The 12,364-nt window shown below is 68.9% G+C and carries 9 protein-coding genes; 7 read left to right on the top strand and 2 right to left on the bottom strand.

What is annotated here, in order from left to right; translation table 11 throughout:
* Complete coding sequence (locus ACFPMG_RS09765; protein ID WP_376994949.1) at positions 1-690, bottom strand: LuxR C-terminal-related transcriptional regulator; 690 nt, start codon at positions 688-690, stop codon at positions 1-3.
* 562 nt (positions 691-1,252) lie between these two features.
* Here ACFPMG_RS09765 and ACFPMG_RS09760 point away from each other — a divergent pair.
* Positions 1,253-3,592 carry an ATP-dependent helicase gene (locus tag ACFPMG_RS09760; RefSeq protein ID WP_376994948.1) on the top strand — a complete coding sequence of 780 codons (2,340 nt, stop codon included), beginning with the start codon at positions 1,253-1,255 and terminating at the stop codon, positions 3,590-3,592.
* A 136-nt stretch (positions 3,593-3,728) separates the two neighbouring features.
* Positions 3,729-4,925, top strand: coding sequence for a hypothetical protein (locus ACFPMG_RS09755; protein WP_376994947.1), 1,197 nt, complete (start codon positions 3,729-3,731; stop codon positions 4,923-4,925).
* Between the two features lie 16 nt (positions 4,926-4,941).
* On the opposite strand, the gene ACFPMG_RS09750 is transcribed toward ACFPMG_RS09755, so the two are convergent.
* Positions 4,942-6,081, bottom strand: coding sequence for a PDZ domain-containing protein (locus tag ACFPMG_RS09750; protein WP_376994946.1), 1,140 nt, complete (start codon positions 6,079-6,081; stop codon positions 4,942-4,944).
* A 238-nt stretch (positions 6,082-6,319) separates the two neighbouring features.
* Between ACFPMG_RS09750 and ACFPMG_RS09745 the strand changes: the two genes are divergently transcribed.
* The 5 genes from ACFPMG_RS09745 to ACFPMG_RS09725 all read left to right on the top strand — a co-directional run bounded on the left by ACFPMG_RS09745 (position 6,320) and on the right by ACFPMG_RS09725 (position 12,355).
* A complete protein-coding gene (locus ACFPMG_RS09745) occupies positions 6,320-7,234 on the top strand; it encodes a 50S ribosomal protein L11 methyltransferase (RefSeq protein ID WP_376994945.1) in 915 nt (304 codons plus the stop codon).
* 67 nt (positions 7,235-7,301) lie between these two features.
* Complete coding sequence (locus tag ACFPMG_RS09740) at positions 7,302-7,763, top strand: tellurite resistance TerB family protein (protein ID WP_149648405.1); 462 nt, start codon at positions 7,302-7,304, stop codon at positions 7,761-7,763.
* Positions 7,764-8,465: 702 nt separating this feature from the next.
* On the top strand, positions 8,466-10,496 hold the full coding sequence (locus tag ACFPMG_RS09735; protein ID WP_376994944.1) for a M24 family metallopeptidase: 2,031 nt from the start codon (positions 8,466-8,468) through the stop codon (positions 10,494-10,496).
* 368 nt (positions 10,497-10,864) lie between these two features.
* Entirely contained in the window at positions 10,865-11,230 is a 366-nt protein-coding gene (locus ACFPMG_RS09730) for a chemotaxis response regulator CheY (RefSeq protein ID WP_014241240.1), read from the top strand.
* A 3-nt stretch (positions 11,231-11,233) separates the two neighbouring features.
* On the top strand, positions 11,234-12,355 hold the full coding sequence (locus ACFPMG_RS09725) for a protein phosphatase CheZ (RefSeq protein WP_376994943.1): 1,122 nt from the start codon (positions 11,234-11,236) through the stop codon (positions 12,353-12,355).
* Positions 12,356-12,364: the final 9 nt, after the last annotated feature.

Here is a 12,364-nt window from a genome sequence, read left to right as displayed (position 1 = left end):
TCAGACCACGCCGGCGCTGACCCCGGCGGCTTCCGCCGGCTGATCGCCGATGCCGTTGTTCAGCGCCCAGATGGCCGCCTGGGTGCGGTTGGAGGCGTTGATCTTGCGCAGCAGGCTCTTCAGATGGACCTTCACCGTGGCCTCCGTGATGTGGAGGTGGTTGGCGATCATCTTGTTGGAGTTGCCGTTCAGCAGGCAGCGCAGGATCTGGATCTCGCGCTGGGACAGGCCCTTGCGGCGGGCCGGGACCTCGGTCGCCAGCTCTTCGCTGCGGCCGTTGATCAGCAGCTCGGCCAGATGGGTGGGGAACACCTTCTCGCCCATCATCACCAGCTTCAGCGACTGCATCAGCGCTTCGCAGGCGATATCCTTCATCAGGTAGCCGTGGGCGCCGGCGCCGAGCGCGCCCGACAGGCGGCGGGTGCACAGGTCGGTGGTCAGGATGACGACGCGGATGCCGGGATGGCCGTCACGCAGGGCGCGGAGCTGTTCGGCCTCGTCCTCGCCGCCGTTGATGAGGTCGATGAGGACCAGGTCGGGCTGGGTGCCCGCCGCCTCGACCGCGGGGACGCCCTCGCGCAGGGTGCCGGCCTCGCCCATCACCTTGAAGGGCGTGTTCTCGAACAGACGCTTCATGCCTTCGCGGAAGAGCTTGTTCGCGTCGATCAGGAAAACGTTCACGGGGTCCATTGTTCCTACCCGCCCTCTGTTTGTTTCAATTCGGTCGTTCGTCTGGCGCCTCCGTGGACATCCGGTCCGGGGGGAGGGCCGCTCTCCGCGGCTGTCCGTTTGGTTCCGGGGTGCCACGATCTGATTGGACATTACCCCGGATTTGCGGAACAGAAAATTTCCCCAAAGGAAAAATTATGTCTCGCAATGGGCATATGCCCTAAGCCGAAATAAGACAAACCGTCCAACGAACCATTCACGAATGTCTCACCGGGAATAATCAATCGGTCCTGAATTCGGTTCTGCCTGTGATTTGTCTGTGACTGCGGACAATTCTTGGGCTCTTATGGCCGATGTGTCTTCGGGCCATTGTGATAAGACAAGCGCTATGGTGTCGGACATAGTGCCGGCTGCGCCGATCTCGGCCCATGGGCCTAGTCCCATGCCGATCGGCGGAGCGCCCCGGCCGTTCCGTCAAGGGAAGGGGTTCGATGCGCCGGGGGGCGTGCTATATACGGTGTCCTCTTTCGATGAAGGGCGTCTCCCGACCGCGGGGGAGCCCACCCAGGAAATCCGGTGCCGCATGTCCGATCCCTACGCCTACGACGATCCGCTGGGCCATGATCCCCTCAGCCACGCGGGCGCCCCGGCCTCCGCGCCGGCGCAGCGTTTCGCCTATCTGGACGGGCTGAACCCCGTGCAGCGCGAGGCGGTCGAGGCCATGGACGGCCCGGTTCTGGTGCTGGCCGGCGCCGGCACCGGCAAGACCCGCGTGCTGACCACCCGGCTGGCCCATCTGCTGATGACGCGCCGGGCCGCCGCCTTCCAGATCCTGGCGGTGACCTTCACCAACAAGGCCGCCCGCGAGATGCGCGAGCGCGTCGCCCATCTGGTGGGGATCGAGCCGGAGGGCTGGTGGCTGGGCACCTTCCACGCGCTGGCCGCGCGCATCCTGCGCCGCCACGCCGAGCTGGTGGGGCTGAAGTCCAACTTCACCATCCTCGACACCGACGACCAGATCCGCCTGATCAAGCAGCTTCTGGAGGCGGCGAACGTCGATTCCAAGAAGTGGCCGGCGCGGCAGGTGCTGGGCGTGATCGAGCGCTGGAAGGACCGCGGCCTGACCCCGGACCGGCTGAACGAGGGTGACGGCGGCGACGTGGCCGGCGGGCGCGTGGTGGCACTCTACCGCGCCTATCAGGAGCGGCTGCGCACGCTGAACGCCTGCGACTTCGGCGACCTGCTGCTGCACAACATCACGCTCTTCCAGAAGCACCCAGACGTGCTGGCGGAATACCACCGCAAGTTCAAGTACATCCTGGTCGACGAGTATCAGGACACCAACGTTGCCCAGTATCTGTGGCTGCGCATCCTTTCGCAGGCCCACAAGAACATCTGCTGCGTCGGCGACGAGGACCAGTCGATCTACGCCTGGCGCGGCGCCGAGATCGGCAACATCCTGCGCTTCGAGGCCGACTTCCCCGGCGCCAAAGTGGTCAAGCTGGAGCAGAACTACCGCTCCACCGGGCACATCCTGTCCGCGGCCTCCGGCCTGATCGCCAACAACAAGGGGCGGCTCGGCAAGACGCTGTGGACCCAGGCCGACGGTGGCGAGCCGGTGCGCGTGCGCGGCGTCTGGGACGGCGAGGAGGAGGCCCGCTGGGTCGGCGACGAGATCGAGGCGCTGCAGCGCCAGGGCGTCTCGCTCGCCCAGATCGCCGTCCTGGTCCGCGCCGGCTTCCAGACCCGCGAGTTCGAAGAGCGCTTCATCACGCTGGGCCTGCCCTACCGGGTGATCGGCGGCCCGCGCTTCTACGAGCGGCAGGAGATCCGCGACGCGATGGCCTATCTGCGCGTCGTCAACTCGCCCGACGACGATCTGGCCTTCGAGCGCATCGTCAACGTGCCCAAGCGCGGTGTCGGCCCGGCGGCCCTGCAATGCCTCTATCAGGCGGCGCGCTCGCGCGGGATGCCGCTGACCGAGGCGGGCTGGGCGCTGACCGAGACGGACGAGCTGAAGCCCAAGGTGCGCGGCGTGATGCGCACCCTGCTTCAGGATTTCTTCCGCTGGCGCACCCTGTCGGCGACCATGCCGCACACCGAGTTGGCCCGCATGGTGCTGGACGAGTCCGGCTACACCCGCATGTGGCAGGAGGACAAGACGCCCGAGGCGCCGGGCCGGCTGGAGAACCTGAAGGAACTCATCACCGCCATGGCGGAGTTCGAGAACCTGTCGGGCTTCCTGGAGCATGTCGCGCTGGTCATGGAGAACGCCGAGGCCGCCGGCGTCGATCAGGTCACGGTGATGACCCTGCACGGCGCCAAGGGGCTGGAGTTCGACATGGTCTTCCTGCCCGGCTGGGAGGAGGGCGTGTTCCCCAACCAGCGCGCGCTGGATGAGACCGGCATCGCCGGGCTGGAGGAGGAGCGCCGCCTCGCCTATGTCGGGCTGACCCGGGCGCGCAAGCGGGCCTACATCAGCCACGCCGCCAACCGGCGGCTCTACGGCAACTGGGTCAGCGCCATCCCCTCCCGCTTCGTCGAGGAGATCCCCGGCGGCGACGTCGAGGCGGAGGCGGCGAGCGGCCTCTACCCCGGCGGAAACGCTGGCAATAGCTTCGGCGGGGGCGGGAGCTTCCGCGATTCGTCGAGCTACGCCGCCTTCCGCGCCGGCCAGCAGGCGGCGGGCCGGCAGCAGTCCCCGTCGCCGCGCACCATCACGCTGGACAGCGGCTCCTATCAGGTCGCTCCCCGCGCCCGTCCGAACGCACCCTTCCCGAAGGGAGCGCGGGTGTTCCATCAGAAGTTCGGCTACGGCACCGTCACGACGGTCGACCAGGACAAGCTGGAGATCGACTTCGATCAGGCCGGCAGCAAGAAGGTGATGGACAGCTTCGTGGTGCCGGCGGAGAAGGCGGGCTGAGGATGGTGGATTGCTGAAGGCACGGTGACCGATTGCCGCAGCGCTCCGCCGCGGTGACGATCGTCACAGGTCGGGCGTCCGGGTTCGGCTACTGGTTGTGCACAGACATCGTGCCCACAGCCACGGAACCCGCCCAGTGTTCGGCAAGAGCAGCACCGCGTTCGAGGTCCAGATCCGCCGCGAGGGGCGCTGGACGATCGAAGGGACCTACGACGACGAGCGCCGGGCCTTGGCCTCCGCCCGCAGTTGGCTGGCGGTCAGCGGGGTGGAGGAGGTCAAGGCCATCAAGTTCCGCTCGCTGGCCGGGCTGTCGCTGGAGACGGTGATCTTCCAGAAGGCCGTTCCTGTGGTGAAGGACAAGCCCATGGCGCTGGGCGGCACGGCGGAGGGCGCACCCTGCTGCACGGCCCCCGGCGATCTCTACGGGTTCGAGTCGCGGGTGGTCACCGGCCGGCTGTTGCGCCCCTTCCTCGACAAGTTCCGCATCACCCCGACCGAGCTTCTCCATTCCTGGACCTACCTGCGCAAGCTCGACGAGCAGGGCCTGCTGCTGGGCGCGGCGCTCCAGGCGGTGGCCCGCCACCACGCGGACCGCCACGGCGTCGCCGTGCCGGCGCGGGCGCGCGAGCTGCGGGGCTTCGCCGACATCGTGATGACCCGCGCCCGCGATTTCCAGGCCGAGCGCAAGGCCCTGCCGGCCTTCGATCCCGCCGACCTGTCCCGCTCCAGCCGCGCCCTTGCCGCCGCGGTGGGGGAGGAGGGGCACGACTTCGCCTTCCTCAGCCAGCTCACGTTTCATCTGGCCGACCGCAATTCGCTGGCGGGTAAGCTGGAGATGCTGCTCGACCTGATCGGGCCGGAGGTGGAGCCGCGGCACCTCGCCCTGCTCGACGGGGTGATGGCCGACGCGCTGGGCTCCGCCGAGCTGGTGAAGGAGCTTCTGGGCGCGCAGCCGAACCTCGCCCTGGGGCTGTGCGCGCTGGCCGACCTGATCCTGGGCCGCGACCCGCAGCCGAAGAGCGAGCCGGTCAGCCCGCTGCTGGCCCATGTCGGGGCGCTGATCGTCCAGGGGCGCGCGCCGTGCTGCCGCGCCGTCCTCCTGGAGCGCATCCAGCACTCGCTGAACGGCACCCAGCCGCTCGACCGCCGCGACCCGAGGAAGGAGGCGCTGCTGGCAGACCACCTCGCCACCCACCTGCGCGATCCGCAGGGGCGCCTGCTCGGCGGCGCCGAGGTCGAGAAGGCGCTGGCCCGCCGCCTCATCCGCCACCGTCAGGCGATCCTGCGCGAGCAGGGGATGCACGACATCGCGGACCGGCTGTCGGGGCGGTGACCCCGCCGGCTTCGCCTCACGACGCCGGCGGCGACCAGGGGAGTTCGGTCTGCGGCTTGTCCCGCCGCAGCGCTTCGTATATCTCCACGCCCTTCCCACGGTCGGTCTCGCACAGCATCATCAGCACGTCGGAATCGGCGCTGACCGACGTGCAGACCTTCGAATCCCGGGTGCAGGTCGGCTGCGGGTGCGGCGCCAGCCAGTATCCGGGTTGAGCCTTCCGCGCCGCCTCCCAAAAGGCCGTCGTCAGTTTGGCGCTTTCCGCCTCGCTGCCGTCGTTGCGCACCGTGAACAGCGGCGAATGCACGCTGCTCGAGAACAGGCCCGAACCGGTCACCTGGGCCACGCAGAAGCGCTCGCGCACCGGCGCGGCCGGCAGGACCGGCGCATCGGCGTACACGGCTCCCGGCGGCAGGGCCGGGGTCGTGCTGATGATCGGGCCGACGATCAGCTCGCGCGGCTCGCGGGCGCGCCACAGCTTGACCAGCACGCTCTGCCCGCTGGGCACCACGCCCAGAACACGGCGCATCTGCATCACATCATCCACCGCGACGCCGCGCACCTCCAGGATCACGTCGCCGCCGCGGATGCCCGACAGCTCGGCCGCCTTGCCCGGGAGCAGCGTCGTCACCACCAGGCCGCGCGGCGACTCCAGCCCCAAGGCCTGCGCCAGTTGGGCGGTCAACGGGCCCACAGCCGCTCCCATCGCTCCCTGCGGTTCGCTCGCCGGTGCCGCGGCGGGAGCGGCCGTGCCGGCCACCGCTCCGCCGATGCCATTGGGGCCGGTGGTGACGGTCGTCGCCGGTGCGGAGCCCGCACCCGCCCCCGTGCCTCCACCCTCCGCGCAGCGCTGCTCCGCCATGACTTGACGCACCGCCTTGATGTTGACCACCACAGCCTCGCGGTACGCCGGGTCCACCGTGGGCAGTTGGTCGATGTACCCTTTCTGGAGCGACGCCAGGGCTTGGCAGCCCGTGCCCCGGTAGGAGGGGACCATATCGGCCACCAGGGACGCTTCCGACGGCATGCTCGCCGCGTTCATGGCTCCGATCGCCAGCCCGGCCGGATCGAGCGCGCAGCCCGACAGCATCGCCGCTCCTGAAGACGCCACCAGCGCCGCCATCCATGCCCTGGCCGCCTTGCGAACACGCTGCATCAAGCCCGTCTCCCCCGTCTTGCTCTTGCGGAACCCCTGATCCGCTGATCTCCGGGTGCAGTGTGCCCACTCAAAAGTGGTAAGAAAAGCGGCGGCGAGCCTGTGCCGTGCTTTCCTCGGCCAAAACGTCGCAGGCTGCGGCCGATCCAGCCCGGCCGCAGGAAATCTTTGTGTCTCGGCGTCTCTGTGGTTAAGTCTCCCACCAGACAACGACCACCCCATCATCGGCGACCTTCCCATGTCCTCCTCCAAGCTCTGGCGCATCGCGCTCGTCATTCCCGAAGCCCACGCCCCCGCGTTTGCCGAGGCGATTGGCGATCACGCCGACGCGGTGTCCACCTTCGAGCTGGAGGAGCACGGCGACTGGCTGGTCGAGGCGACGGTCTACGGGCAGCCGGACGAGCCGCGGCTGAACGCCCGCGTTGCCGTTCTGGCCGAGGCCATGGGCATCCCCGAGCCCAAGCTGATCATCGAGGAGCTGCCGCTCATCGACTGGGTGTCGCACAGCTACCAGGGCTTCCCGCCGATCCAGGCCGGGCGCTTCTTCGTCCACGGCTCCCACCATGAGGGGCTCGTCCCGGCGGGCAGCATCCCGCTGCTGGTCGACGCCGCCACCGCCTTCGGCACCGGCGAGCATGGGTCGACCAAGGGCTGCCTGATGGCGCTGGACCGGCTGGCCCGGCGGATGAGCCTGCCGCGCGCCGGGCGGGGCGGGGCGCTCGACATGGGCTGCGGTTCGGGCATCCTGGCGCTGGCGGTGACCAAGCGCTGGCGGGTGCCCGTCACCGCCGTGGACATCGACCCGGAGGCGGTGCGCGTCACCCGCGTCAACGCCGCGCTCAACGGGGTGAAGGCCCGCATCCGCTCGCAGGGCGGCGACGGCTACCACACCGCCATCGTGGGCAAGCACAAGCCCTACCGCCTGATCACCGCCAACATCCTGGCCCGTCCGCTGGCCCGCATGGCGCCGCAGCTGAAGCGCCATCTGCAGCGCGGCGGGGTCGCCGTGCTGGCCGGCCTGCTGAACCGGCAGGAGCGCCACGTCATCCAGGCGCACCGCACCCAGGGCCTGCATCTGGTTGCGCGCATCCCGGTCGGCGAATGGACCACCCTTGTGGTGAAGCGCCCGAAGCGGAAGGCCGTAAAGGGCTGAGGCCCCTGGATTTCGGTCCTCCCGCCGCCAATGTTTTCCGGACATATGGACGACCCGTGGAGGACCGATGCTGAACCGGATCAGGGCGCTGTTCCAGGAGAACGACCCCGGCGACGACCGCCACAGGCTGGAGGCCGCCGCCGCCGCCCTTCTGGTCGAGGCCGCACGCACCGACAACACCATTTCCCCGGCGGAGCGCGAGCGCATCCTCGACGTCACCCGCCGCCACTTCCATCTGAGCGAGGAAGAGGCGCAGGACCTGCTGTCCGCCGCCGTGTTCGATACGGAAGGCGCCTCCCCCTACTACCGCTACGTCACGGTGATCAACGACCATTGCCCGCCGGACAAGCGGCTGTGGATCATCGAGATGCTGTGGGAGGTCGCCTACGCCGACGGCGAGCTGAACGACCTGGAGGCCAATCTGCTGCGCCGCATCGGCGGCCTGCTCCATGTGCCCGACGTTGATCGCGGCCTTGCGCGCAAGCGCGTCCTGGAGCGGCTGGGTCTGCCAGACGATTCAGGGCTTTGAACCCGAACCCTTCAGCGGTTCGGTGGTCGTGCCGGCCGGGTCATGTCAGCCCAGTGCCGGCATGAGTCTTGCCGCCTGTTCGATCCCGTGGGAACGGGGGATGAGTTTATCGATGCTTGTTCTTGTAAAGCAGGATTGCCAGAGCCGTTAGAAAGCATAAGCCTCCCGTCAGAAAGGGAATTGCTAATATGTTGTGAACGGGATCATCGCTGTGAAGCGTTATGAATAGAACTGGCGCAACAGAAAATATTGAGGAAAGTGTTGCGATCAAAGTGCTTTTGAATGCTTTGTCAGGCATTGTGCGCTCCATTCGAGGGTGCCTCGTGCATTTCCTATAATCACAAGGTCAAGCCAAGTTCGGTCCTGCGTCAATACTGCGTCAGTTCCGCATCCAGGCTCGCAGGGTATTCACCGGCCTACGCGCCGCCATTCGCGGTCGCTTCCCGACGAACGGATCATCTGGAGCGCAGCATACACATCCGGAAGTGGTGGGAGAAGTCTCGGAGATCGGATGGCGCGATTTCTGTCTGTCGAGGGTATCGCGCGCGGCATCGTCGCCCTGGTGCCGATCTTCACGAACATCCGAGGAATGCACGTCAAGGGGTGACCATTCGTGCGCCTATGCCCTTTCCCGCGCTTGCGCGGTGCGGTGCCCCTGCCTAGCCTGTCGCGGTCGGCTTCACCGGATGAGGATCAGCCCCCGTGTCCAGCGCTTACCGCGGCGACGAAACCCTGGCGCAACTCCTGGCCCAAGCGGGCCTGCCCCAAACCCCCGCGGACATCCGCAGCCTCGTCGCCGGGGTGCTCGCCGCGCCGGAGGGGGAGGACCCTGACGACTGGATGGTCCTGGTCGGGGCGCGGCTCCCGGAGGATCTCGCCGGTCAGCTCCGCGCCCTGAAGGCCGAACTCGCGGACAGCCGACCCGCCGCGGCGCCGGATTACGCCGCCCGCATCGCCGCCCTGCGTGGCGTCCTGGCGCGCGCCGATCTCGACGGCTTCATCGTGCCGCGCGGCGACGAGCATCAGGGTGAGTATGTGCCGCCGCGTGCCCAGCGCCTCGCCTGGCTGACCGGCTTCACCGGATCGGCCGGTCACGCCGTCGTGGGACGGCAGCGCGCCGCCATCTTCGTGGATGGGCGCTACACCCTCCAGGTCCAGACGGAGGTGTCGGGCGATCTCTACGAATACCGGCATCTGGTCGACGATCCGCTGACCGAGTGGGTGGGGGAGGCGCTGCCGCAAGGCGGGCGGCTCGGCTACGACCCGTGGCTGCACACCGCCGGCTGGGTGGAGCGCACCCGCCAGCAGCTGGAGCGCATCGGCCTGTCGCTCGTGCCCTGCCCGGACAACCCGGTGGACCGCGTGTGGACGGACCAGCCGCCGGCCCCGCTGGCCCCGGTGGTCGCCCAGGACCTTGTCTTTGCCGGGGACAGCGCCGCCGACAAGCGCGCCCGCATCGCCGGCGATCTGGCGCGCAACGGAATCGGCGCCGTGGTGCTGACCCAGCCCGACTCCATCGCGTGGCTGCTCAACCTGCGCGGCGCGGACGTGCCCTGCACGCCGTTGCCGCTGTCCTTCGCGATCCTGAAGGACGACGGGCAGGTGGACCTGTTCATCGACCGCCGCAAGCTGGCGCCGGGCGTGGAATCCCACCTCGGCAACCAGGTCGCCGTGCGCCCCCCGGACGAGCTGGGCGCCGCGCTCGACGGGCTGGGCCGCGAGGGGCGCAAGGTGATGGCCGACCCGGCCGGCACCTCGGCCTGGATCTTCGACCGGCTGCACATGGCCGGCGCCAAGCTGGAGCGCGACCCCGATCCCTGCGCCCTGCCCAAGGCCTGCAAGAACGAGGCGGAGCTGGCCGGCACCCGCGCCGCCCACGCCCGCGACGGCGCGGCGCTTGTCCGTTTCCTGCACTGGCTGTCGCGGGAGGCGCCGTCGGGCACCGTGACGGAGATCGCGGCGGCGGACCGGCTGCTGGCCTTCCGCCGCGCCAACGACCGCTTCCGCGGCCTCAGCTTCGACACGATCTCCGGGGCGGGGCCGAACGGCGCCATCGTCCATTACCGGGTGTCGGAGGCGACCGACCGCCGGCTGGAGCCGGGGAGCCTGTTCCTGCTGGACAGTGGGGCCCAGTATCAGGACGGCACCACCGACGTGACGCGCACCATCGCCATCGGCGCGCCGACCCCGGAAATGCGCGAGCGTTTCACGCTGGTCCTCAAGGGGCACATCGCCGTCAGCACGGCGCGCTTCCCGCGCGGTACCACCGGGTCGCAGCTCGACACGCTGGCCCGCCTGCCGCTGTGGTCGCTGGGACTCGACTACGACCACGGCACCGGCCACGGGGTGGGCAGCTACCTGTCGGTGCACGAGGGGCCGCAGCGGATCTCCAAGGTGCCGAACAGCGTGGCGCTTCAGCCCGGGATGATCGTGTCCAACGAGCCCGGCTACTACAAGACCGGCGCCTACGGCATCCGCATCGAGAACCTGATCGTCGTCCAGCCGCTCGACCTGCCGATGGCGGAGCGGCCCATGCTGGGGTTCGAGGTGCTGACCCTGGCCCCCATCGACCGCAATCTGGTCGAGCCGGCGCTGCTGACCCAGGCGGAGATCGCCTGGCTGAACGCCTACCACACCCAGGTGCGCGAGGCGCTGGAGCCGCGGCTCGCGGGTGAGGGGGATGCCGCCGTGACGCAATGGCTGAGGCAGGCGACGTCCCCGATCATCGCTTGAGGGGAATGGCCCGGGATGGACCATGGACGGTGGGTGGAAGGCGCATCGCGCGAGAATCAGCCCGTGCGTTCGCCTGTGAAATCTGGCAAGGTCCCCACCCGGCGCAGGGGTATGTCCGCTCGGACCGCCGCCGAACGCGCGTCCGTGCCTTGGAAGCGATGCCACATCGCGTCGGGGCGCGGCTGAAATTCGGCGGTCTTGGTAACCCGATATTTACGGGCGTGCGTCACTGTGGCCGTGAGGGATGACTTTTCGGCAGACTTAAGGCATCACAGTCGGACCAGACCGACCCCGGCGCACGCCATGCCGCGCCGGGCGGCTGAACGCCGGGCCGGGGCCTAGCAACGGAAGAATGCGGAGACGCGTAGATGAAGATCCTTGTCGTCGATGACTACGCCACCATGCGGCGCATCGTGCGGAACCTCCTGACCCAGATCGGCTACACGGACATCGACGAGGCCGGCGACGGCGTCTCGGCTCTGCAGAAGCTGCGCGAGAGCAAGTTCGGCCTCATCATTTCCGACTGGAACATGGAGCCGATGACCGGTCTGCAGCTCCTCAAGGAGATCCGCGCCGACGCCAAGCTCGCCTCGACCCCGTTCATCATGGTCACCGCCGAAAGCAAGACCGAGAACGTGATCGCCGCCAAGCAGGCCGGTGTGAACAACTACATCGTCAAGCCTTTCAACGCCGACACCCTGAAGCAGAAGATCCAGGCCGTCATCGGCGGGTAAGGAGTGGTTGGGTTGGATCAGCTTCCGCAGCTTTCCGAGGAAGAGTTCGACCAGATCGAGGAAGCGATCGCCCGCACGACCAAGGGGCGAGCCTTCCTGCGCCGCTTCCACCGCCGGGCCCATGGGGCCGCGGCGGAGGAGGTGCGCAAGATGCTGCTGGAGTTCCGCAGCTCCTGGCATCAGCAGAGCGAGGTGGTGGAAGCCTCCAAGCACGTCGAGGTGCTGCGGCTCGAACTGATGGAGATGGCTGCCTCCATCGAGCAGGCGCGGCGCGAGGTCGCAGCCCTGCGTCCGCCTGATGCCGGCGGCGACAAGATCACCTCGGCCACCAACGAGCTGGACGCCATCGTCATCTCGACCGAACGCGCGTCCTTCGAGATCCTGAACGCCGCCGAGCGGCTGATGGACCTGTCGGGCAAGCTGAAGGCGGACGGCGCCGATCCCGGCCTGTGCTCCGAGATCGAGGGGGAGGTGACGAACATCTTCACCGCCTGCTCGTTCCAGGACCTGACCGGCCAGCGCACCAGCAAGGTGGTCAACGCGCTCCGCTACATCGAGCAGCGGGTCAACGCGATGATCAACATCTGGGGCGTCGAGAAGCTCGCCGGCCTCCAGATCGCGCAGGAGAACACGGACACCCGGCCGGACTCCCATCTGCTGAACGGTCCCCAGCTCGACGGCCTCGGCGTCAGCCAGGCCGACGTGGACAGCATGTTCGACAGCCCGGCGATGGCGGCACCGCCTCCGCCGCCGGCTCCCGAACCACCGCCCGCTCCGCCTCTGGCTGCTGCCCCGGCGGCCGCGGCCCAGACGGGAGCCAAGGCGAGTCAGGCCGACATCGACAGCCTGTTCGACAGCCCGGCCCCGGCTCCGGCCGCTCCGGCAAAGGCGAGCCAGGCGGACATCGACAGCCTGTTCGACAGTCCCGCCCCGGCCGCGGCTCCGCCGGCCCCCGCTCCGGCTCCGGCGCCCGCCGCCAAGAAGCCGGTGCCGAAGCCGGCCTCGGCGGCCAAGCCCGCCCCGAAGCCGGCCCCGGCTGCCAAGCCGGCGGCCGCCCCGCCGCCCGCGGCGGACGAGCCTCCGGCGCCGCTGGATCAGGCGGCCATCGACGCCCTGTTCGGCTGACCTCACGGT

Origin of the sequence: Azospirillum himalayense, from assembly GCF_042657465.1 — a bacterium.
Taxonomy (GTDB): Bacteria; Pseudomonadota; Alphaproteobacteria; order Azospirillales; family Azospirillaceae; genus Azospirillum; species Azospirillum himalayense.
Note: the sequence above shows the minus strand (reverse complement) of the source record. Positions and strands in the feature narration are given on the sequence as shown.